The following is a 22881-nucleotide window of genomic DNA, read 5'->3' as shown; positions in this document are numbered from 1 at the left end:
CCTGTATTAGGAAGAAAGATACTATATTATTTGTAATTTAATGCTCCCTAACTCTATCCTAATCTACTTTGAAATCACCCGCCGACGCTCCATTGCCGGAGAATACATCCCGCACGCAGCCCCCTGAACGTTCGGCACTGCTGGTCGGGAGTCTGCCCTTTTCAGACGAAGAAGAATGCATGACCCGCGCCCTGGATGCGCTGGCCCCGGTCTTGTTTTGCCTGCCCGACGGCGAAGTAGGGGAAAAATCGGCGGCTTTTCCGAAAGGAAACCGCATTGCCTGGGTTGTGTATGCCATCGAAAAAATTACGGCCGATCAAACGAACTGGAAAATCGTCAAACAACCCGTTCGGGGAGAGGACGGTATGGCGGCCAGTTACGAATCGTTTCAAAAACTAAAACCGCTCCGCTCACCCGCCGACATGCCGCACCACGTCCGGCTGGGATACGATGATTTTTTTCGGAGTAGCTACCCGGTTTTTAAACGATTGCGGACGGAGCGAAACCGCCCCGATTTGAAATTTCAGCTGGGTGTTCCCACCGGTTTTGCCATGGGATTTGCTTTTGCCAGCCAGCTCCAGTGGATTCGGTATACCTACGCCTTCAATACCGTAATCGCCCGCGAAATCAATGCGGTTTTGGATGAAGCCGGCCAGGACGTGATTGTTCAGATTGAAGTGCCGCCCGAATTGTACGCGGCTTATATGCTGCCCACGGCGCTGATGGGCTGGGCGCTGAAACCGATCAAGGATTTGTTGTCCAAAATTAATCCCGGCGCGCAGATTGGTATGCATTTATGCCTGGGCGACTTTCACAATCACGCGCTGGTTCATCCCAAAACGCTCGGTAAAATGGTGGCATTTTCGAACCGGCTGGTGGAAGAATGGCCGTCGCAACACACACTTGTCTACGTTCATTACCCATTTGCCGAAGGACGGGTGCCGCCCTCGACGGACTCCGGATATTACCTGCCGCTCAAAAATATTAAATTGCCACCCTCCACCCGGTTTGTGGCCGGTTTTGTGCACGAAGACCGCACCCTGGCCGAAAACGAGTATATCTTGCACAGCATTGAAGCGGCCGTTGGCAAACCGGTGGATGTGGCCACTTCCTGTGGCCTGGGGCGCCGAACGCCCGAAACCGCCGAACGATTACTGGCCTTAATGGCCGAACTGGTCGGCTAGACCTGGAACGTAGGATTTGAAAGGTGGGACAATCGCTTAAAAGAAGTAATCGTCTGTCCTTTTTCTAGTCACTTTTGTCCCACCCTTTTTACTAAAAAGCTAATTTCCCACCATAAAAACCGCATTGCCAAACAGCAGTTTACCGTTGTACCAGAATCCGCGGAACAGCGGATTGTCCATCATGTAAACGATGCTTCCCCGGCCCAGATCCTGCACCCCGTACAGCAGGGTATTGTTGAGTTTTGATTTGGCATTTTTACCCACAAAACCGGCTACGTAATTGCCTTTCCGCAAATAGCCGACGTTCCAGCCGTCTTTCAGAAAATCGTAATCGTAAACATTTTGCACCAGCGCATGATAGCCGTTGGGGTAGCCAAAGGCGAGCGGGTGCGTGCGATCCAGGTCCACCCGGTAGACGCTGCCCGGCGTTTCTTCCGAAACCGCTTCGCGTTCGCGTTCGCCATATTGGCGCAGGGTTTCGTCAACTTCCGGTTTTTTATCGGTTCTTTCTTTCCGGGCTTCGGTTTTGTCCTCTTTCCGTTTCAAGCCAAAATCCGCTTTGTCGGCAAAAAAACTGGTGACCCGTTCCATCACAATCAGTTTTCCGCCCGCCTGGACCCATTCTTTCAATTTGGTGAAGGTCCGGTCCGTCAGGATTTTACCGTAGTTATAGCCCTGGGGCATGATCAGCACATCGATGCCGTCGAGCGAGGCCGACGGAAAAGCATTGGCATCGATCAAGGTCAACGGATATTGGAGATCCTGGTCGAAATAATGCCAGACTTCACCCAGAGATGTTGGTGAGGTCACGTCGCCGGCAATCACCGCCACCCGAGGATTTTTAAGTGAAAACACACTGCCTGATCCAAAATCGGCCCCTTCCGTTACAAAACCGGTCGTAGCCGGAATCAGCCGGATGTCGTGTTTGGTAGCTTCCTGCTGAATGATCTGGTGAAAACGTTCGCCCAGCCGTTCGTTTCCGGCACGGGTCACAATCAGGGTACCGGCCTCAAAACTTTGATTATCCTGCCGGAAGGTCCGTTCGGCCACCCGGACCCGTACTTTATTTTTCAGTAAACCCGCCAGAAACTGAACGTCCTGCGCCGACTGCCAGCGTATCAGATACGCATACGGTTTGGGGCCGGAAGCGGGTGAGGTGGTCGCCGAAAGCGCCGGTGCGCCGGGGTAGGCCGTGGGGGTCAGTTTTTCTTTTAAACCGTAGGCTTTCAGGCCATAGGCATAGGGGATACACCAGGAGGTGATGTCGTAGGTAACCGAATCTTCCAGCGTTGATTTCGGTTCAAACAGGATTTTTAATAAAGTCGATTTGGGTTGGTAAGCGCTGATCACCAGATCATTATTTTCGGTTGTTAAGGATTCGTTTTTTTGCGACTGGTAATTAAAGCCGCTCAGCTTCTGGGATTTTCCGGCCAGACCGTAGCGAATCTGGTTGTTATCGAGCAGTTTGCGCAGAGCTTTAATCCGACCCTCATCGTTGGCGGTTTTAATGACGTAACTTTTGAAGTCACCCACCGGATTGGTCTGCGATTTTTCAAAAAAGCTGTTGAAATTTTTAACCACTTCGTCGGGCCGGTCGGCAACCGATTCGAGCGTGGCAAAGCTGGCTGCGTGGTGGTGGTCGATGCGTTCGCGCAGGGTGAGCGTATCGCCGTCATTTTTCCGATAGGCGAGCCCGGCCCGGCCACCACCGCCCTGTTCAAAGGTCATTCCGATGGCGCCGTTGTACGTCGGCCAGGTATCCCCGTAGCTCGGATAGAACAGGTCAAAGCTTTCCCGGGTAAAATACAGCCAGCCGTTCTGGTCGAAATACCGGGTATTGTACTGTCCGATAATTTGCTGGAATTGCCGTTGCCAGGGCGTGATATCTTCGTGGTAGGGCCGGGCGGAAGGGGCAAAATAATACGGGCTTTCGGGACCCATTTCGTGAAAATCGCCGTGGAGGTGGGGCATCCACTGCTGGTAGAGGGCCATTCGTTGCTGCGTAATTTCCTGCGTTTGCCAGGCCCAGTCGCGGTTGGGGTCGAACAGATAATGCGTATACCGCCCGCTGGGCCAGGGCTCGCTGTGTTCGCGGGCCAACGGGGTGGGGTCGGGGCTTGTTCCGCTCATCTGGTTGTACCAGTTTACATACCGGTCGTGACCGTCGGGATTCAGGCAGGGATCCAGAATTACCACCGTATTCGACAGGATTTTCTGGGAAACCGGATTGGCAGTATTCATGAGGTCGTATAAAACCAGCATAAACGCTTCGGAGCTGATCGCTTCGTTGCCGTGCACATTGTAACTAAGCCAGGCGATGGGTGGTTGAGACGAAGGGGCGGTTTTTGAAACAGAACCTCCCGCACTGCCTAGGCCGATCTGTTGGAGGTGGGTCGTCCGGATTTCTTCGAGCCGGTTTAGGTTTTTTTCGGAGGCTACTACCACCGCCAGAAGCTGGCGCCCCTCGAACGTAGTACCATACGGCAATACCTTGACACGGGTAGGATTTTGACGAGCAACATATTCGGCGTAGGCCAAAACCCGGTGTTGGGGCGAAAAGCGTTTGCCGACGGTATACCCCAGAAATTGATCTGGATGTTGTAACGCATTCTGGGCAAGGGAGGTAAATGTCGTTAACAGACAAAAACCAAAGAAAAGGAGTCGATTCATGCGGGCAAATATTGGATTTATCGGGCAAACAACAAAAATAATCCGAAAGCGTCAAAACCCGCTCAATTGAAGAAAATTCGATTTTTTTTAATGGTAGATTTGCAGCAATCAATATTCCCCGTATCTTTGCACCACGATTTCAGAATCAGGGTTAGCAAAACACGGCTGACGCGTCTGAAATGGGGATTTGGCCGATTCGTCTAGCGGTTAGGACGCGGCCCTTTCACGGCTGAAACACGGGTTCGATTCCCGTATCGGTCACAGCCAACTGTGCATAAAGCGTTGCAAGGAATTCCTTGTAACGCTTTTTTGCTTTAACCCCTTTCGATCAGGACCTATCGACCTCCAGAAGGTTTGAATGCTTAAATTTTACTGGAAAATTCGGTGAAGCCCTATTCTCGCATACTCCATATTATAGGAACCGTTTACCAAATGAGATTCGGTACCACATTGGTAACTCCCAGACTGAGCAGCATATCTTGTTGAGTGAAGCTAAATATTTGCGTATAGCAGATCACCGTTATTTTGAAAATGGTAAATAAAAGAGGAATTATATAAATTTCAATGGTAATTTGGAGCAGTTTTTGCTACATTTATGGCAAGTAGCGAATGAACTGAGTATGGAAGCTACCTTGTAATTCATTAAAATACTTAGGCATATATTTATTTAAAATGCTGATAATCAATTGTATACTAATTTTGTAACGTGAAATTGATCTGGGCTTCCTGGCTCAGGTTTAATCAGGTAAATCTTTCAAAACCGACGGAAACGTAATTTGCAATTCATGAGTATTCCCAAAGCGGTATAGCTGGGAGTGTTCAAAATCATTGCGCCTGTTAAAAACGATTCCCATTAAATTTTTCTCTGTTCATTAACGCTACCAAATCACCGTGAGAACCATGAACATGTTTACCCTGTCGAGCCGGTCCGGCCGAAAAAAATTCATTTGTACGGTTTATGCCAAGGATGGCACTCAATTAGCAAGCCGTGTTTACAACGCTTTTGACCAGGAAGGAGCCCGTATGCAATTGGAAGAGTGGCTGGATGTTCACGCAGAATCCATTTACGATCCGGACCGCATTCACATCGAGCTGGTTAAAAAATGAAAGGAGTACCGTATCTGCAAACTGGTTTAAGCGTATTCTTAATTGGTAAGAATTCCGAGTTTTCTGTTTAAAGTGAAGAAGCCTGATTTGGGTTTGAGTAGCCTCATGAAATAAGTGGGACTTCGCAAGCGAACAGGAATTGAGTACACCTTTGTTCTGACCAGTGGGTGAAAAGATAGTAAGGGGGTTGGGTCTGATCCTGGCAAAATAGCAAACCCCAACTAGTTGGGGTTTGCTGGTTAAATAAGACAGAGAAAATGGAAAGGAGGACAGAGAAATTGGCATCGGGCTGAAACCCGGTATTTTCTACAAACTAAGCTTATCCAGTTCCAGATCAATTTGCTGCCGCAGTTGAATCAGGACTTCGCTGTGGGCATCTTTTTTATGCAATTCTTCCGAAAACTGGACCGGACTAACGGATTCACTATCCGTCAGCGATTCGGCAATTAAATTATTTAGAGTATCCAGGACATGTTGCTGCAAACGGGTCAGATAAAAGACATTGACCTGATTCATTACTGGATTTTGCTCAAACTTTTCGATCAGGTCAATCAATACATTGTGTTTCTGCTGGATCTCATTTACCAGCTTTAACCATCGGGTTTCGATTGTCGCATGGTTGGGCAAATTGTTATCCTCATAAAGTGACATTCGAACCACTAACGTTTGATCGATTTGACTTTAAATTCTAAATCGCTGCGTAAAAATACATAAGTATTTCTACATATAAAAATTATGGCCGAAAAAATCTGAACTAGTTTTTAAGCTATTGATTGTCAGCATCTATATATAGATCATTTTGCGCGAAATACCGCCATCTACGGTGAAATTTTGTCCGGTTATGAACGAGTTGGAATCGTTGATTAAAAAGAGAATCATCCGGGCAATGTCATCAGCTTGTCCGACCCGACCGGAGGGGTGCTGGGTGTGGTCTTCGGGTTTGAGCTGCTCATTTCGCGCCTTCCCTTTTTTCTTCAGGGCAGCCACATCGATCCAGCCCGGACTGATGCAATTGACCCGGACATCGGGGCCGAGACTAACGGCCAGCGAATGCGTAAGGGCAAAAATACCGCCCTTCGACGCGGAGTAGGCAAACGTATCCGGTTCGGATTGAAAAGCGCGGGTCGAGCACAAATTGACAATGCTGCCCTGTTGTTCGGCGAGGTGGGGGGCGGTATATTTGGCGCAGAGGAAGGTGCCGGTCAGGTTGGTACTGATGACTTTATTCCAATCTTCGAGCGAGAACCGATCGAGCGGTTTGTCAATCATCATGGCGGCATTGTTGATCAGGTGGTTGATCTGGCCAAACCGGTCGAGGGTGGCCCGAACCGCATTTTTAACGGCCGTTTCGGAACTGATGTCACAATTAAGAATCAAAGCTTTGGAATTGGACGATTTCATGGTCTCACTAAACTCCTCAAGGGCCTCGACGTCGTTTTCCCAAACAGCGACCCGATAACCGTGGGTTAACAGATACTGTGTCGTTACGCGCCCGATCCCCTGCGCTCCTCCAGTCACAATTACAGTTTGCATAAGCGGATAAGTAAATGGTATTGTCCGCTAACTTACCGACGGATGTTGAAAATTGCTTATAATTCTATTTACCGACACCCATTGCCTGAGGGGCATCGGTTTCCGATGGCAAAGTATGAATTGATTCATGACCAGTTGCTGTACGAAGGAACCTGCCGTCCGGAAAACTTTTTTTCACCTGATTTGGTGGATGACCGTTGGGTGCTGCGGGTCCATACCGCCGAATACGTCCGGCAACTCCAAACCTTGACAATTCCGCCCGAGATGGAGCGCCGGATCGGTTTTCCCGTGTCCGCTGGCCTGGTTCGGCGGGAGTGGACGATTACGCAGGGCACGATCGACTGTTGCCGGATCGCCCAAACGGCGGGGGTGGCCATGAACATTGCCGGCGGGACCCACCATGCTTTTCCGGATCGGGGCGAAGGGTTTTGTCTTTTGAACGACGTTGCCGTTGCGGCTCATTATTTGCTGGATACCCAACCGATTAAAAAGATCCTCATTATTGATCTGGATGTGCATCAGGGCAACGGCACGGCGGTTATTTTTCGAAACGAACCGCGCGTTTTTACGTTCAGTATGCACGGGAAGGACAACTATCCGTTGCACAAGGAACAGTCGGATCTGGACATTGAGTTACCGACTGGAATGACCGATGAGAGCTATCTGAATACCTTGTACGATCGTTTGCCGACGTTGATAAAAGAACAAAAGCCGGATTTTCTGTTTTATATTTCCGGCGTTGATATTCTGAAATCTGACCGATTAGGCAAATTAGATATCAGCCGGGAAGGATGTAAACAGCGCGACGAATTTGTTTTTAATCAGGCGATTAAGCACAAATTGCCGCTTGTCGTTTCAATGGGAGGAGGTTATTCACCCCGGTTGGCTGACATTGTGGAAGCGCATTGCAACACGTTTCGGCTGGCCGAAAAGCTTTATTTTTAGGCTTGGGCCGAATACAAAGTGGACGCGCCTTGCGGTTTTTGGAAATTTTGATTGCTAATTGAGCAACCGAATCGACCCACCTTTCAGCAACCCGAAAGGTGGATAATAAAGATTTAAACGAACGAAGTCATGAAAAAACCGTATTGGATGCTGGTGTTTCTGCTCACCCTGTCGGCATCGATAAAGGCCCAGCAACCGACATCGCCAACCGAAGAAACGCAACGACGGCTTCGGCGCACCGAAACCCGGACGACCACGCCCACCCTGTACGCGGAACGAGACTCGATTTTGGCCCTGCTCAAAAACCGAATGGCGGTTTTGAATCCCGGAGCCGGCACCGGAGGGAGCCTGACGGGCTGGTTTACGGAGGAAGCGCGCATTACCGATAACGACGGCAGCTCCAAAACGCCCGCGGAATTCCAGGCTTCCCATGCCAACCAGACCTACCGAAATTACCGGGTTCGGAAATTGGAAATCAACGAAAATACGGCCCAGGCCGTTGAGGTGTATTCGTACGTTCCAGCCAGTACTCCCGGCACCGCAACCGCCAGTCCGCAGACCGCAACGGCAACGAGCCAGCTCCGAAAAGACCCGGATGGGCGGTGGCGCATTACCGAAATGCGGGTTTCTTCCAAATAACCCAGCTTCTCATCATTTAACGAATCAGCATGAGTCGTTACCGTTTTAGCATTGATTTAGGAGAAACCTTCACGGATTTCGTATTGATGGACGATACCGGACGGTTGTCAATTAAGAAAATACCAACAACCATTCATGATTCCACCGTGAGCCTGGTTGAGGATTTGGGGTTTTTCTTGGCCGAATGCAACGTAGAACCCGTGGGCGTAGAAATGATGGTGGTTGGATTAAACGTCCAGATGCCACCCGCCCTGGCCATTCAATGCGCCCGTGATCTTGAAGAGAAACTCCAGGCAAACGGCTGGATCTGTCCCATTCGGCTGGTGACGAGCCACGGGCAGTTGGTACCGGTTGGTGAAGCCGCCGAAAATCCGGAAGCCATCATGCATCCGGGCATCGGGGGATTGATGACCGGGCGGTATTTTGGCGAACAGATCGGGCAGAAAAACCTGATTATTCTGCGAATCGGCGGGTCTTCGGCTTTTGTATCGCTGCAAACCGAATTGTCATCCCGCTCACTGGGCACCCTGGACCAATCCCTGGAAAGCCAGGTGAAAAGTTTACCCATTGGTGGGAACAGTTACGTTGGAATCAATGAGAACAGCGAACCCGTTTTGCTGCCCGAACACGCCACACCGGGGCCGGGACCGGCCTGTTTTGGTCGCGGGGGAGAATATCCAACTCTGACCGATGCCGATCTGGTTATGGGGTATTTAAACAAGGATTATTTCTTGTACGGTGCGATTCCATTGAAAGTTGAACTGGCCAAAAAGGCCATTTTAAAATACCTGGCGACTCCCCTGAATATTTCAGTTGTGGAAGCCGCCATGCGGGTGTCGGATGGTGTCGAAACGACCATTTCAAACCACATTCGGGAGCTGACCGGCGCGCATTCTGCCAAACTCGAATCGTATAGCCTGCTGGCGTTTGGTGGTGCCGGACCCGTTCATGCCTGTGAAATTGCGCGGCAATTGGGGATTTCCCGGGTGGTGGTTCCGGTTGGGGCCGGTGTCTCCTCGGCGCTGGGGTATTTGCTGGTGTTGGCCGAAAACGATCCGGAATGGAAAATACCGCCAACCATTCAACGGGCGGGTTATTACAACCCGACCCAGCGGTCGGGTGATTTTCATGCCTTGAAGGGGTATCGGTCGGTGTATTACGAAAAAGACCTGACGCCCTGCGGGTGTCCCATTTACGACCGGGCAGGGATTCGGGCGGAAGACACGCTGTCTGGCCCCGCAATTATCGAAGGACCGGAATCGACGGTCGTAATGCGCGAAAAAAGCCACGCCCGAATGGATTTAAACCGCAATCTGCAAATCTTTTTGAGATAGAGTGGAGTGAAATGTTGAGGCAAAAGAATGTAGATAGGCGGTTTTAAATGCGCCTTTGTTTCGCTTGTCTAGTTCACGAGTTGAAGACTGAATACGATGCAATGCAATCGTATTTTCGGATTCGGGAGTTACCCCGGGAGCGGGCATAAATGTGGAGCGTGGACCAGCCACGGATCGGAACCTTGAACCGGAGTTGATGCAGATTACCAGACCGGGAAACAGCCACCGGGACTTCGGCCCCTTTGGATTGCCCAAACCGGCTGATCGTGCAGAGGTAATCGACCGATTGCTCATTCTGAAGCATCAATTCGGCGTATCCCTGCGTCCGGATCTGGCCTTCGCGCGGAAAATCAGGCCCAAATCCCAACTGAAAATACGGATCGTACAGTTTTGGAAACCGGTCGAAATCAGTTTTACTGAGTGGTTGACTGAGCAACTGCCAACGCGAATCGCTGGGAAAGTGTTGGGAAACAAACAGTTCGGGGGGCGTCAGAAAATAGAAGTCATTGCTGCCCTCTTGACCGGAAACAGTGGTTACAGCCCAGGCCAGATCCAGTAAGTACCATTCATTTTCGATGTTGACTGCATTCCATTCGTGATCGACCAGGCGAATGGGATGCCCCGCTTCTTTGTCTTCCGTTCGGGCATAACCCCGAATCGTCACCGATTGGACACCGGCCCGTTGCAGCAAATATTTAAACAGCAAAGCATAACCGGTGCAAAGTCCTTTCCGCTGCCGAAGCACCCGATTGGCGTATTCTATTTCCGAATAGTATTTCTGGGAACTGCGGTTTTGAACAGCCGCCAGATCATAGCGGATGTGCGAAACCATCCAGGCATAAATGACCCGGACTTTATCCATATCGGTCCGCGCCGGAGCCGTTAAATAATCCGACAGGCTGCTGATGCTGCGGGTGTACGAATCGGGCGCATTGCGGGCGTAGTAGTCAATCCGGCTGTAGTGGTCAGCGGGTGATACTTCCGATGCAGGCTTCAAGCCAAGACAAAAAACCAGAACGAGTACGATGGGCAGGAATCGGCTACACATAATCTTTCACATTTCCACGATAAAACTGAAATGCCCGATCGTTTATTGTAACCCTTTCGGCTTTCATTCTACGCGTTCGTGAGCCTGAGGACTTTACGAAAAAAAAAGACCGGCTGCTGGATCGCTGACCGGTCTTTAAGAAAGAACAGAATTCAAAAATAATCGCTATCGGGCTAGCTTAAGCACCGGGAATTGGCGTTGGAGCAAAGCATAACTACCGAACAAAACCGTGCTGAAAGTCAGGTCGCCGATGACGCCGTTCAGAAAAAAGGATTGCCCATTGAAAAAGGCTAAACCGGCTGCATAGCAAGCCAGCAGCCCCTGCGGAGTTTGCGGATAATACGGACTTCCAAACCAAACCGCAAAGTTGGTAATCAGGAAAAACAAGATCGAGGACAAAACGGTCACAAAACCGACCCGACTTATGGTGATTTTTTGCAGCATCAGTAGCCCCAGAATCCAGATCAGCACAAATGAGCCGTAGACGGCAGCCATATTGCCGTGGAATCCGATGATAAGATCGCTGACCAGCATGGCTGCCAATGGAATGATCAGGCCAATCCATTTGCGATCGAACGTAGCTGCGCCAAACAAGGCCAGGGCTGCAATCGGGGCAAAGTTAGGCGGATGTGGAAGCAACCGGCTTAGAGCGGTCAGCAGAATGATGGTGGCCAACGACACCGTACGAATGTGAATACGCTTCATGACGTGAAGGTACGTCGAAATTTAAAAACAGGCAAAATCTGATTTCATTTGGACGGCAAAACGGTCCTATCAACCTTCTTTTTCCAGTGACCGTGTTTTTTCTACGCTATGGAAGGTACTTGGTGAATAGTACATCTTGGCTTTAATTCTCAGCGCATCGGTCGTGGGAATGCAGTTCTGGAAAATCGTAACCGTCAGGCTAAAATCGGCCCTGATAGGCAGTGATTGTTCCAAGCGTTTTTCCTGCCTGACATCGTGCCGACCGATGAACAAAAAGTAGTTGCTGAATCCGACCCGGTTTTGCTCCTTTAAGATGGACAAGCTACGTGACAGATTTTGATAGCTGAACATCTACGGAATCTGAGTTGGTCGGCATTTTTAAGGAATACCTTTTTATACGACCCACGCGAAAATGCCCGACCTGGTAGTCAGAGGGGTATTGATGCCTTTAAAAAATTGGTGTGGATAGGCGGTTTTTTACGGCACGTCATGGTATATACGAACGACCAAACGGATTTGGTCGTTCGTACTTTTAAGAAGCCTTAATTAGGGTGAAAGTATTGGTGTTTCGATAATCAATGGTATTGGCAGATAATCAGAATGTCTTTTACTTTGTCCCGAACGCGTTTCAGCCGCATCTTGACGGCGCTGTCTTTTACCTGGAGCATGACGGCCATTTCGCGAATGTTCATGTTTTCTTCGTATTTCATCCGCAGGTACATGGATTCACTGGGATCAATTTTTTCCAAAATCAGGTCGACCATCTGGTAGCGTTCCTCCAGCCCCGCATAATCGTTGGATTCCGGCAGGGTTTTGATCATTTCGCTATCCAGTTGCACACAGTCACTCCGTCGCCGACCTGCCTTCATCCGGTCCATGCAGTAATTGGTCGAAACCGTGTACAGCCAGGTTGAAAAGGTGGATTTCTCCTTAAAGTTGTGGAGATTCGACAAAACCCGCATGAAGATGTCGTGCATGAAATCTTCCGCATCAACCGGATCTTTGGTAATGGTCAAACATCGGCGGTAAACCTTGTTTGAATAGCGCTTGTAAAGCTGACCGAAATAGTCGCTTTTTTGGGTAGCAAGGTAATATTTTACCAGCTCCTCGTCGGTGTAACGACAGGTGTTCATAAAGTTGATAGTTACAGAGAAATTGTTAACTACGTATTGAACACAAAGAGGAGGCTGACCCTTTGAGTACGACTAGTTGAGCAGATGCTCGGTGATTCAAAACTAATGCTTGTCTATACAAATGTCAAGCGTTTGTTTAAAATTTGTCCGATAATCTCGCTAAATTTATAAATGGGGAGGGCTCCGGAATTTTTGCATTTGACTGAGTATTTCTACGGAATTTTTTGAAATAATTTGGATTTTGGACAGTAAATACCGGGTTTGAATCTGATGCAGATTCTTTAATAATTGATATTGCGAATCGGTTATTCGATGAAGAAAGTTACACGATGAAAAAACAACAATCCCTCTTACCTTTGCCGAACGAATAGAAAGAGGTTATATTCCATCGCCAAAGGACAACTTGATTCAAAATGGTACAGAACGACGAACTGATACGAATTATTGATTTACTCAACACAACCTATGAAGGAGAAGAAGCCTGGCATGGACCTTCATTGGTCGAGGTGTTAAGTGGCGTTTCGCCCGAAATGGCCGGCCACCGGTTGACCCCAAATACCCATTCGATTGCCGAGCTGGTTTTTCACATGACGAGCTGGCGCATTTTCTGCGTGAAAAAAATGCAGGGCGACAAAGATTTCGATATCAAAACGCCCGAGAAAAATTTTGGCTCTTTTCAGGTGATCGACGATTTTGAGTGGGAAGCCCTGCAGATGGAACTGAGTCTCAGCCAGGAGGAACTCGTCAACGAACTCGATAAACGCGACGATGACGAATTCCTGGAGGATATTGTTCCCGGTCGGGACTATACGTACTACGATATGCTGCACGGCGTCATAAACCACGATACGTACCATTCCGGTCAGATTTCAATCATCAAGAAGGGACTGAAGTTCAAAGGCTTGGACGAGGATCATTCCCGTGATGAATTTGGGCCGAGCTACGGCGATGATTTCGGCGATTATTAGTCCTATTCACCTTTTTTACCTTTCAGTCCATTGAATTACTGGCTCGTTAAATCAGAACCCGACGCTTTTTCGTGGAATGATTTTGTGACGCAAGGAAAAGCCGTCTGGGACGGTGTACGAAATTACCAGGCCCGCAATAACCTGGCCTCGATGCGTCTGGAGGATCAGGTGCTTTTCTACCACAGTGTAACCGGGAAGGAAATTGTTGGACTGGCGAGGGTCATTCACGAAGCCTATCCCGATCCTACCATTCCGGAAGATCCCCGCTGGGTGGCGGTGGAACTGGAGCCGGTCACCCGGTTTTCAGCACCGGTTTCGCTGAAACGGATGAAAACCGACCCGCTGTTGCAAAACCTGCCTTTGTTCCGGCATTCCCGTTTGTCGGTGGTTCCCATTACCGCCACCGATTTTGAGTATATTTTATCCCTGGCGCATGCACAATAACCGTCTGGACCTTCTGACCCCCGAAAGCTGGCCATCGTACGAACTAATTGATACCGGCGGTTTTGAGAAACTCGAACGCTTCGGGTCATTTATTCTTAGTCGCCCGGAACCGCAGGCCATCTGGCCCAAATCGCTCGCCAATACCGAGTGGGACCGGCTCGCCCATGCGGTTTTCAAGCGGGATAAAGGGTCACAGGAGAAGGGCGAGTGGGCGGTGCGCCAGAAAATGGACGAGAAATGGTTTATTCCGTACCGGCAGTCTAACCTGGAGCTGAATTTTAAATTATCACTTTCGTCGTTTAAACACGTCGGGATTTTTCCGGAACAGGCCGTTAACTGGTCGTATATCCGGCAAAAAGTGGCAGCCCTGCCGGTTGCCAACCCGCGCATTCTGAATTTGTTTGCCTACACGGGTGCGGCCTCGCTGGCCGCCCGACAGGCCGGTGCCGATGTAACGCACGTCGATGCGGTTCGTCAGGTGATTACCTGGTCGCGCGAAAACATGGAAGCCAGCGGACTCGACAACATCCGCTGGGTGGTGGAAGATGCCCTGAAATTTGTTCGGCGGGAGGCTCGGCGCGGTAACACCTACCACGGCTTGATTCTGGACCCACCCGCCTACGGACGCGGGCCGGAAGGAGAGAAGTGGCTGCTGGAAGAACACCTGGGCGAATTGTTGCAATCCTGTTCGGAATTGCTGGACCGGGAGCATTTTTTTCTGATCATCAATCTGTATTCGCTGGGATTTTCGGCGCTGATCCTCGATAACCTGATGCAAGCGTACTTCGGCAGTCGGGCCAATTCCGAATTCGGCGAGCTTTACCTGACCGACGGTTTTGCCAAACGCCTGCCTCTCGGCGTATTTTATCGGTTTGCTTCCGTCTAAAAACCGTATATTTGCCCGGAAAGCCGGTCGGGCTGCCAGCGGGAAAACCGGCAGTCGGGGGCGGTTTTGTGAAAAAGGATGGGCAGATTCTGGAGCCTTTGGTGTCTGATAATTGGGGGAGTTCTAATGGCTTGTTCCGATGACGATCGTCGGCAGGCCCGGATTCCGGCTGTCCCGGAAAATTCGGCCGAAACCCGGAATCAGGCCGCGCTGGAAGCCCTGACCCGCGCCATCAACCAGAGCAGCCCGGCATCAGCCTACGCCAAACGGGCTGCGGTTTATATGGACCTGGGCAAAACCGACGAAGCACTCTCCGATATCAATGAAGCGCTTGAAAAGGAAAACAACGAAGGGCGCTACCATTTTGTGCGGGCGCAGGTGCTCTGGAAACGGAAAGCGTACGAAGACGGTCTGGAAAGCGCCCTGCGCGCCGAGGGGTTGGGGGTTAACACGCCCGAATTATACATTGTGATCGGTGATTTGCTCCAGCAGCAGAAACAGCTGGATCGCGCCCGGTTTTATTTGGTGAAGGCCCTGCAAATGGCGCCGTATGAAGGAGTGGCCTTTTACCTGAATGGCGTGGTTGCGGCCAAATCGGGGGACACCAGCCGGGCGGTCCTGTATTACAACCGGGCGTTGGCTCTGAAACCCCGTCTGCTGGAACCGTACGTTCAGCTGTCGATCATTCACTCCGTTCGGGGAGACTATGCATCGGCGATTGCGTTCAACAAACGCGGAACCGCTTATTTTCCGAATGATCCCGGTTTGCTGTATGCATTGGGTCATATCTTTCAGCAAACCGCCCGGCCCGACAGCGCTTATTTCTTTTACCAGAAAGCCCTGCGACTGGACCCGTCGATGGCGCGGGCGCATTTGCAATCGGGTCTGGTTATGATGAAACTGCACAACACGGAGCGGGCGCTCTGGCACTTCGACCAGATTCTGAAGCAGGACCCCGCGTATCCGCGCATCAATTATTACAAAGCCATTTGTTACGAACAATCCCGGCAGTGGGAACAAGCCATCCGGTTTTATGCGTTAGCCATGCAGCAGAACTCCGCCGACCAGCAGGCTTATTACGGCTACTGGCGGGTGCAAAAACGAAAAGAGTACGGTGAAGAAACCGATATGTCGTACGAAAACCGCCCCATCCAGCCCACCCGCCCCGGTTCCATTCTGGACACGACGCGGGTTCGTATACGGATGATCCAGCCCCGAACGCGGTTTCCCCGGGATTCGACGAGAAATTAAACCGCTTCCTTTGCTTTCAGGATTCTTTTTGTGGATAATTGCCGCTTGAATACCAATGACTAAATTAAAACGAAAATGAGTGACCAAATTCGCATTACGCTGCCCGATGGCAGTGTCCGGGAGTATCCCAACAGAGTAACCAGTCTGGAAATTGCTACGAGCATCAGTGAAGGGCTGGCGCGGAACGTATTGGCGGCCAAAGTCAACGGCACGGTACAGGATGCCACGCGCCCCCTTACAACGGATGCAACGGTTACGCTGTTGACGTGGAACGATACCGAAGGGAAAGCGACATTCTGGCACTCGTCGGCCCACTTGCTGGCCGAAGCCCTGGAAGAATTGTATCCGGGTATCAAATTTGGCATTGGCCCGCCCATTGAAAAAGGCTTTTATTACGATGTTGATCTGAACGGCCAGCATTTCTCGCAGGAAGACTTCAAGAAAGTGGAAGACAAAATGCTCGAACTGGCGCGGCAGAAGCAGGAATTTGTGCGCCAGCCGATCAGCAAGGCCGAAGCGGTTGCTTATTTTGAGAAAAAAGGCGATCCCTATAAACTGGACCTGCTGGAACGGCTCGACGACGGTACGATTACGTTTTATACCCAGGGCAATTTTACGGATTTGTGCCGCGGCCCCCACATCCCGAATACCGGTTTTGTCAAAGCGGTCAAGATCATGAACGTGGCCGGGGCTTACTGGCGGGGTGACGAAAAGAGCAAGATGCTGACCCGGGTTTACGCCGTGACCTTTCCAAAACAGAAGGAACTGGACGATTACCTCCACCTGCTGGAAGAAGCCAAAAAGCGCGACCACCGGAAATTGGGCAAGGAACTCGAATTGTTTGCTTTTTCGGAGAAGGTGGGCGCCGGTTTACCGCTTTGGTTGCCGAAAGGCACCATGCTGCGCGAACGGCTGGAAAATTTCCTGCGGAAAGCCCAGGTTCGGGCGGGGTATTCGCCGGTGGTGACCCCGCACATTGGCGCCAAGCAATTGTACGTGACCTCCGGTCACTGGGAAAAATACGGCCAGGATTCGTTCAAGCCCATTCTGACCCCGGAAGCGGGCGAGGAGTTTCTGCTTAAACCGATGAACTGCCCGCACCACTGCGAAATTTATAAAACCAAACCGCGTTCCTACCGCGACCTGCCCCTGCGGCTGGCCGAATTCGGGACGGTTTACCGCTATGAGCAGAGTGGGGAGTTGCACGGGTTGACGCGCGTTCGCGGTTTTACGCAGGACGACGCGCACATTTTCTGCCGCCCGGATCAGGTGAAGGATGAATTCAAGAAGGTAATCGACCTGGTGCTTTACGTTTTCCGATCGCTTGGCTTTGAGGACTATAGCGCCCAGATTTCCCTGCGGGATCCGGAAAACAAACAAAAATACATCGGTTCGGATGAAGTTTGGGAAAAAGCCGAAGCCGCCATCGTGGAGGCTGCCGCCGAAAAAGGCCTGCGAACCGTAACGGAACTGGGTGAAGCGGCATTTTACGGACCTAAGCTCGACTTTATGGTGAAAGATGCGTTGGGCCGGAAATGGCAGCTGGGAACTGTTCAGGTGGATTATAATTTGCCGGATCGGTTTGAACTTGAATACACCGGTTCCGACAACCAGAAATACCGTCCGGTGATGATCCACCGGGCGCCTTTCGGGTCGATGGAGCGGTTTATTGCGATTCTGATTGAGAACACGGCGGGTCATTTTCCGCTCTGGCTGTCGCCCGATCAGATTGCGGTTTTGCCGATTTCGGAAAAGTACGAAGACTACGCCAACGAGGTATTTCTGGCGTTGCAGGAACACGACATTCGGGGTTACGTTGACCACCGCGACGAAAAGATTGGCCGTAAAATCCGCGATTCGGAAATCAGTAAAGTGCCGTTCATGCTGATTCTGGGCGAAAAAGAACAGGCCGAGGGTCGGGTTTCGGTGCGTCGGAAAGGCGAAGGGGATCTGGGGTCGATGGCACTGAACGAGTTTGTCGATCTCTTCCAGAATGAAATCAAACCAGCCACGGCGCAGCCGGTTTAGCGGGAGAATGACCAAAGAACCGCCGGTTGGTTCTTTGGTCATTCAGATTTAATTCTTCATTCTCACCAAAAATCTTGTTCCAAACAATCAAAATCTTTATTTTACCGGAAACTTTATAAACCGCCTTGCGTTATACGCAGGTAATCAACCGCACTAGCGGATTATTTTTCAACCCTAAATACAATCTATGGCATTACAGCGCAGACCCATGCGCCCCCCGCGTGTGGTCGAAGAACCTTACCGGATCAACGGCCGTATTCTAGCCCGCCAGGTTCGGGTAGTTGGTGAAAATGTTGAACAGGGCATTTACGACATTCAGCAGGCGCAGGCAATGGCCCAGGCGCAGAATCTAGACCTTGTCGAAATTTCTCCGAATGCCGTACCACCTGTTTGTCGCATCGTCGACTATTCGAAGTTCAAATATGAACAGAAGAAGAAACAAAAGGAAATCAAGGCGAAGGCTCAGAAAGTCGTTATTAAGGAAATCCGGTTCGGACCGAACACCGACGATCACGATTTTGAATTCAAACTCAAACACGCCATCAACTTTCTGAAAGAGGGCTCCAAAGTCAAAGCCTATGTTCAGTTCGTGGGCCGGTCCATTGTCTTTAAGGAACGCGGTGTTGAACTGCTTCAGCGGTTCGCCAAAGGCCTGGAAGACATCGGTAAAGTCGAAGCCGAACCCAAACTGGAAGGCAAACGAATGAGCATGTTCCTGGCTCCGAAAGTTGTGCAGCTGAAAAAATAATACACAAGGAAGGAGAGGAGGAAAGGAGGAGTGGAATAAAGAAGGAAGGCAATTGATTGCCTCGGATCTTTCTCTATTCCTTTCATCCCTTCCTCCTTTATTTTTTTCCTTTCTCCTTCTTTTTTTCTATCTTTGCGGCCTGTTTCACAATCAGCAACATTTCTGTTTCATCCAATGCCAAAAATTAAAACCAACTCGGGCGCCAAGAAGCGGTTCAAGCTGACCGGCACCGGCAAGATCAAACGGAAGCACGCCTTCCACAGCCACATCCTGACGAAAAAGTCGACCAAACGCAAGCGGAACCTGGTGCATGACGCCCTGGTTTTCAAAGGCGATGAACGTCGGATTCAGGTAATGCTCGGCCTGGCCTAAAGGCCGGCAACATGCGGAAATTCCGCACGGTTTCATGTTCAACCCGATTGCAGGCTCTTTAAGAGCAGTAAAAAATGGACAGTGATCTCTGATTTTCAGTAATCCTTTCTTTCCTGCCGCCTGTCGTCAAAAACTAACCAGTAAAAAATGCCACGTTCAGTGAACCACGTTGCCTCCCGGGCACGTCGCAAAAAAGTAATGAAATTGGCCAAAGGGTACTTTGGTCGTCGTAAAAATGTTTGGACGGTTGCGAAAAATGCGGTTGAGAAAGGCCTCGTTTATTCATTCCGCGATCGTCGCCAGAAAAAACGGGACTTCCGCGCCCTCTGGATTCAGCGGATCAACGCCGGTGCGCGTCTGCACGGTGTTTCATACTCAGCGTTGATGGGAAAAATCAACGCTTCCGGTATCGAATTGAACAGAAAGGTATTGGCCGATTTGGCCATGAACCATCCCGAGGCTTTTAAAGCCGTTGTTGAAACTGTGAAATAAAGTCCTGGCAGGCAGCTCGAGCGAGCTGCCTGTTTTTTTTAGGTCTCAACGACCAGTGTTTTCAGGCCCGCCCAGCAGCCATCGGTTTTTCGGCCCAGCAGGTACAAACCGACTTCCCCATCTCCAACCCGAAATACCTGGCGACTCGTTAAGAATTGGTCGATCTTCTGCCGCAAGGCGATAAACCGGGCGGTTCGCTGCTTCTCCTCGTCGTCATACCACTCCTGATCAGTTGTCACCGGTTCCCAGAATGCTTCTTCGGGAATTTCCTCAATATAAACTTCCGTGGTAATCAGTAACCAATCCCGAACCTGAGTCGTCGTTAAGGGCGCTTCAAAATCAATGGTATATTCCACGTATTCAACCGGTTTGTCGGATTCGCTGGGATAATACAGGTCGTTCAGCCAGTCGGTAATCGCGGGTTCTGGCGTCAATTCTTCGTGTGGCATGTGTTACAATCCGGAAATAAATGCGTCTTAATAAAAACTGATTCTCCGACGCAGAGTTATCTACAAAGAAACAGTTTGTCAACCTAATTCACAGTATTTTTTACCAACCAAACTCTATTTCAATCATGATGGAAACCCTCATGAACCTGATTCGTCAGCAATCCGGCGATGCGGTTGTTAACAATCCGGCTATTCCGAATAATCAAAACGAGGATGCGGTGCAGGCCATTTCAAGCGGCATTCTCGGCGGTTTACAGCAACAGGCGCAGGGCGGTAATCTCAGCGACCTCCTGAGTATGGTCACCGGACAGGGCAGTGGTGCCAATGTCAACTCCAGTCCGGTGACGCAGGGCGTGCAGCAAAATGTGCAGCAAAGCCTGATTGAACGGCTGGGTATTTCGTCGCAGACGGCCATGTCGATTGCTTCCGTGGTGGTGCCGATGGTATTGAGTAAACTGATGAATAAATCCCGGGATCCGAATGATTCCAGCGTAGATGGAAATCAAATTCTGGGGGCAGCAACCGGCAACCAGGGCGTCGACTGGATGGGAGCAGCCAGCGCGGCCATGGCCGACGGGAAGCTGGATATGGGCGATCTGATGCGCGTTGCGGGCGGTTTTATGGGTGGAGGCAATACGTCGAAACCAGACCAATCCAGTAGTGGAGGTTTGGGCGGCTTGCTGGGCGGATTATTTGGGAAATAAATCGAAAAACAAAAAGGCGGTTTGGAAAATCCGCCTTTTTGTTTTTTATCCTGATTGGAAGAAAATTGAATTTTTCAACCAACTGGTGAGGTAACGGAACATTAATCCATCCTGTCAGAAATGAACCTACTGCAATATCATTTTATAGCCATTCAGTCAGCTTAGGCTGTCAATCTGTCACATTTCAGAATGTTTTTGTGGGCTGGCACCGAACTTGTTCATTAGGCAATTGTAGTTTGTCAAACGACTAAAGCAAGACATTCGTAAACGTATCATGGGAAAGATTATAGGAATTGACTTAGGAACAACAAACTCGTGTGTAGCTGTCATGGAAGGCAACGAGCCGGTGGTGATCGCCAACAGCGAGGGTCGTCGGACCACACCGTCCGTTGTCGCCTTCATGGATAATGGCAATGGCGAACGGAAGGTCGGTGATCCGGCCAAACGGCAAGCCATCACGAACCCGAAGAACACGATCTCGTCGATCAAGCGGTTCATGGGGAAGCGGTTCAATGAAGTTCAGAATGAAATCAAAACGATTGCCTATACGGTCGAACGGGGGCCAAACGATACGCCCCGCGTCCGGATTGGTGACCGGCAATATACTCCTCAGGAAATCTCGGCTCTGATTCTGCAAAAAATGAAGCAGACCGCCGAGGATTACCTGGGACAAACCGTTACGGAAGCCGTTATCACGGTTCCGGCCTATTTTAACGACGCCGAACGTCAGGCCACGAAAGAAGCGGGTCAGATTGCCGGTCTGGATGTGAAGCGGATTATCAACGAACCAACGGCGGCTGCGCTGGCTTACGGTCTGGATAAGAAGCACCACGACATGAAAATCGCCGTGTTCGACTTAGGGGGCGGTACGTTCGATATTTCAATTCTGGAACTGGGTGATGGGGTGTTTGAAGTAAAATCAACCGACGGTGATACGCACCTGGGAGGTGATGACTTCGACCAAGTGATCATCGACTGGTTGGCACAGGAATTCAAAAACGACGAAAATATTGATCTGCGGCAAGACCCGATGGCGTTGCAGCGCTTGAAAGAAGCCGCTGAAAAAGCCAAAGTTGAACTGTCAAGTTCCAGCTCGACGGAGATTAACCTGCCGTATATCATGCCGGTAAACGGGATTCCGAAACACTTGGTTCGGACATTGACCCGTGCCAAATTTGAGCAACTGGCCGACTCGCTGATTCAACGCAGTCTGGAACCGTGCCGCCGGGCCCTGAAAAATTCCGGTTTATCGGCCAGCCAGATCGACGAAGTGATTCTGGTCGGTGGATCAACCCGGATTCCGAAAGTGCAGGATGAAGTGGAGAAACTGTTCGGCCGCAAGCCGTCGAAAAGTGTTAACCCCGATGAGGCCGTTGCCGTAGGTGCTGCGATTCAGGGTGGTGTTTTGACGGGTGAAGTAAAAGACGTTCTGCTGCTCGATGTGATCCCGTTGTCGCTGGGTATCGAAACGATGGGTGGTGTTTTGACTCGCCTGATCGACGCCAACACGACAATTCCGACCAAAAAATCAGAAACCTTCTCAACGGCTTCGGACAATCAGCCGAGCGTGGAAATCCATATTTTGCAGGGCGAACGGCCGATGGCGGCCCAAAACCGCTCCCTCGGTCGCTTCCACCTCGACGGTATTCCGCCCGCACCGCGCGGTATCCCGCAGGTCGAAGTAACGTTCGATATCGATGCCAACGGGATTCTGCACGTAACGGCCCGCGACAAAGGAACGGGGAAAGAACAAAAAATCCGGATTGAAGCGTCGAGCGGTTTGAGCGACGAGGAAATCAACCGGATGCGCGAAGAAGCCAAGGCCAACGAAGCGGCCGATAAAGCCGAGCGGGAGACGATTGAGAAAGTCAATCAGGCGGACTCGCTGATTTTCCAGACGGAGAAACAATTGAAAGAATACGGCGAGAAATTGTCGGAAGGCAACAAAACCGCCATCGAAGGAGCGTTGAGCGAACTCCGCACGGCCCACGGCAGCCGCGATGCAGCCGCTATTGAAGCCGGTGTGGAAAAACTGAACGCAGCCTGGGCAGCCGCTTCGCAGGAACTGTACAATGCGACGGGCGGTCAGCAAGGTCCGAATCCCGCAGACGGTTTTGCCGGTCAGGGCGGTCCTTCCGACGGCCAGAGCGGTCAGTCGGCGGGTCAGCAGGACAACGTTTCAGACGTTCCGTTTGAAGAAGTGAAATAAGCAATAAGTAATACCGATTCGAGCCAGCCTGC

22 protein-coding genes and 1 tRNA gene are annotated in these 22881 nt (G+C 50.5%); 16 read left to right on the top strand and 7 right to left on the bottom strand.

Annotated elements, in window-relative coordinates; genetic code table 11:
* The first annotated feature begins 68 nt into the window (after positions 1–68).
* Positions 69–1184, top strand: a complete 1116-nt coding sequence (locus ACYVHX_RS26235) for a hypothetical protein (RefSeq protein WP_460674661.1) — start codon at positions 69–71, stop codon at positions 1182–1184.
* Between the two features lie 99 nt (positions 1185–1283).
* Here the strand turns inward: ACYVHX_RS26235 and ACYVHX_RS26230 are convergent, their stop codons facing one another.
* The gene (locus tag ACYVHX_RS26230; RefSeq protein WP_460674660.1) at positions 1284–3854 is read right to left on the bottom strand and encodes a M14 family metallopeptidase; all 2571 of its coding nucleotides are present in this window, start codon (positions 3852–3854) and stop codon (positions 1284–1286) included.
* Positions 3855–4043: 189 nt separating this feature from the next.
* Here ACYVHX_RS26230 and ACYVHX_RS26225 point away from each other — a divergent pair.
* A tRNA-Glu gene (locus ACYVHX_RS26225) sits at positions 4044–4115 on the top strand.
* A 639-nt stretch (positions 4116–4754) separates the two neighbouring features.
* On the top strand, positions 4755–4961 hold the full coding sequence (locus ACYVHX_RS26220; RefSeq protein ID WP_460674659.1) for a hypothetical protein: 207 nt from the start codon (positions 4755–4757) through the stop codon (positions 4959–4961).
* A gap of 306 nt (positions 4962–5267) precedes the next feature.
* Here the strand turns inward: ACYVHX_RS26220 and ACYVHX_RS26215 are convergent, their stop codons facing one another.
* Both ACYVHX_RS26215 and ACYVHX_RS26210 read right to left on the bottom strand, forming a co-directional pair.
* On the bottom strand, positions 5268–5612 hold the full coding sequence (locus ACYVHX_RS26215) for a hypothetical protein (protein ID WP_460674658.1): 345 nt from the start codon (positions 5610–5612) through the stop codon (positions 5268–5270).
* 132 nt (positions 5613–5744) lie between these two features.
* The gene (locus tag ACYVHX_RS26210) at positions 5745–6494 is read right to left on the bottom strand and encodes an SDR family oxidoreductase (RefSeq protein WP_460674657.1); all 750 of its coding nucleotides are present in this window, start codon (positions 6492–6494) and stop codon (positions 5745–5747) included.
* 42 nt (positions 6495–6536) lie between these two features.
* Here ACYVHX_RS26210 and ACYVHX_RS26205 point away from each other — a divergent pair, with 42 nt between their 5' ends.
* From ACYVHX_RS26205 to ACYVHX_RS26195, 3 genes are all read left to right on the top strand, one after another.
* Entirely contained in the window at positions 6537–7439 is a 903-nt protein-coding gene (locus ACYVHX_RS26205) for a histone deacetylase family protein (protein WP_460674656.1), read from the top strand.
* Between the two features lie 129 nt (positions 7440–7568).
* Complete coding sequence (locus ACYVHX_RS26200; protein WP_460674655.1) at positions 7569–8078, top strand: Cif family virulence factor; 510 nt, start codon at positions 7569–7571, stop codon at positions 8076–8078.
* Positions 8079–8107: 29 nt separating this feature from the next.
* Positions 8108–9412, top strand: a complete 1305-nt coding sequence (locus ACYVHX_RS26195) for a hydantoinase/oxoprolinase family protein (RefSeq protein WP_460674654.1) — start codon at positions 8108–8110, stop codon at positions 9410–9412.
* 73 nt (positions 9413–9485) lie between these two features.
* Here the strand turns inward: ACYVHX_RS26195 and ACYVHX_RS26190 are convergent, their stop codons facing one another.
* From ACYVHX_RS26190 to ACYVHX_RS26180, 3 genes are all read right to left on the bottom strand, one after another.
* Entirely contained in the window at positions 9486–10460 is a 975-nt protein-coding gene (locus tag ACYVHX_RS26190) for a transglutaminase domain-containing protein (protein WP_460674653.1), read from the bottom strand.
* 165 nt (positions 10461–10625) lie between these two features.
* On the bottom strand, positions 10626–11165 hold the full coding sequence (locus ACYVHX_RS26185) for a DUF6580 family putative transport protein (RefSeq protein ID WP_460674652.1): 540 nt from the start codon (positions 11163–11165) through the stop codon (positions 10626–10628).
* Positions 11166–11740: 575 nt separating this feature from the next.
* Positions 11741–12298, bottom strand: coding sequence for an RNA polymerase sigma factor (locus tag ACYVHX_RS26180; protein WP_460674651.1), 558 nt, complete (start codon positions 12296–12298; stop codon positions 11741–11743).
* Between the two features lie 413 nt (positions 12299–12711).
* Between ACYVHX_RS26180 and ACYVHX_RS26175 the strand changes: the two genes are divergently transcribed.
* From ACYVHX_RS26175 to rplT, 8 genes are all read left to right on the top strand, one after another.
* Positions 12712–13266 (top strand): DinB family protein, encoded by a 555-nt coding sequence (locus ACYVHX_RS26175; RefSeq protein ID WP_460674650.1) that lies wholly within the window; start codon positions 12712–12714, stop codon positions 13264–13266.
* 30 nt (positions 13267–13296) lie between these two features.
* Positions 13297–13710, top strand: coding sequence for an EVE domain-containing protein (locus tag ACYVHX_RS26170; RefSeq protein WP_460674649.1), 414 nt, complete (start codon positions 13297–13299; stop codon positions 13708–13710).
* A complete protein-coding gene (locus tag ACYVHX_RS26165) occupies positions 13700–14596 on the top strand; it encodes a class I SAM-dependent methyltransferase (RefSeq protein WP_460674648.1) in 897 nt (298 codons plus the stop codon). Before ACYVHX_RS26170 ends, ACYVHX_RS26165 begins: the two co-directional genes overlap by 11 nt.
* Before the next feature lie 126 nt (positions 14597–14722).
* On the top strand, positions 14723–15847 hold the full coding sequence (locus tag ACYVHX_RS26160; protein ID WP_460674647.1) for a tetratricopeptide repeat protein: 1125 nt from the start codon (positions 14723–14725) through the stop codon (positions 15845–15847).
* Positions 15848–15922: 75 nt separating this feature from the next.
* Positions 15923–17875 carry a threonine--tRNA ligase gene (thrS, locus tag ACYVHX_RS26155; RefSeq protein ID WP_460674646.1) on the top strand — a complete coding sequence of 651 codons (1953 nt, stop codon included), beginning with the start codon at positions 15923–15925 and terminating at the stop codon, positions 17873–17875.
* A gap of 187 nt (positions 17876–18062) precedes the next feature.
* A complete protein-coding gene (gene infC / locus ACYVHX_RS26150) occupies positions 18063–18623 on the top strand; it encodes a translation initiation factor IF-3 (RefSeq protein WP_460674645.1) in 561 nt (186 codons plus the stop codon).
* 174 nt (positions 18624–18797) lie between these two features.
* Positions 18798–18995, top strand: coding sequence for a 50S ribosomal protein L35 (gene rpmI, locus ACYVHX_RS26145; protein ID WP_111628078.1), 198 nt, complete (start codon positions 18798–18800; stop codon positions 18993–18995).
* A gap of 147 nt (positions 18996–19142) precedes the next feature.
* A complete protein-coding gene (gene rplT, locus ACYVHX_RS26140) occupies positions 19143–19487 on the top strand; it encodes a 50S ribosomal protein L20 (protein WP_423346238.1) in 345 nt (114 codons plus the stop codon).
* 38 nt (positions 19488–19525) lie between these two features.
* Here rplT and ACYVHX_RS26135 read toward each other — a convergent pair whose 3' ends face one another.
* Positions 19526–19936: a nuclease A inhibitor family protein gene (locus ACYVHX_RS26135; protein WP_460674644.1), complete on the bottom strand. Its 411-nt coding sequence runs from the start codon at positions 19934–19936 to the stop codon at positions 19526–19528.
* Positions 19937–20061: 125 nt separating this feature from the next.
* On the opposite strand from ACYVHX_RS26135, the gene ACYVHX_RS26130 reads away from it, so the two are divergent.
* Together ACYVHX_RS26130 and dnaK are read left to right on the top strand one after the other, a co-directional pair.
* Positions 20062–20640 (top strand): hypothetical protein, encoded by a 579-nt coding sequence (locus ACYVHX_RS26130; protein ID WP_460674643.1) that lies wholly within the window; start codon positions 20062–20064, stop codon positions 20638–20640.
* A gap of 274 nt (positions 20641–20914) precedes the next feature.
* Positions 20915–22849, top strand: a complete 1935-nt coding sequence (gene dnaK, locus ACYVHX_RS26125) for a molecular chaperone DnaK (protein ID WP_460674642.1) — start codon at positions 20915–20917, stop codon at positions 22847–22849.
* Positions 22850–22881: the final 32 nt, after the last annotated feature.

The sequence above is a fragment of the Larkinella ripae genome (assembly GCF_054780775.1).
The sequence above is the reverse complement of the archived record's forward strand: the minus strand, read 5'-3'. Positions and strand labels throughout refer to the sequence as shown.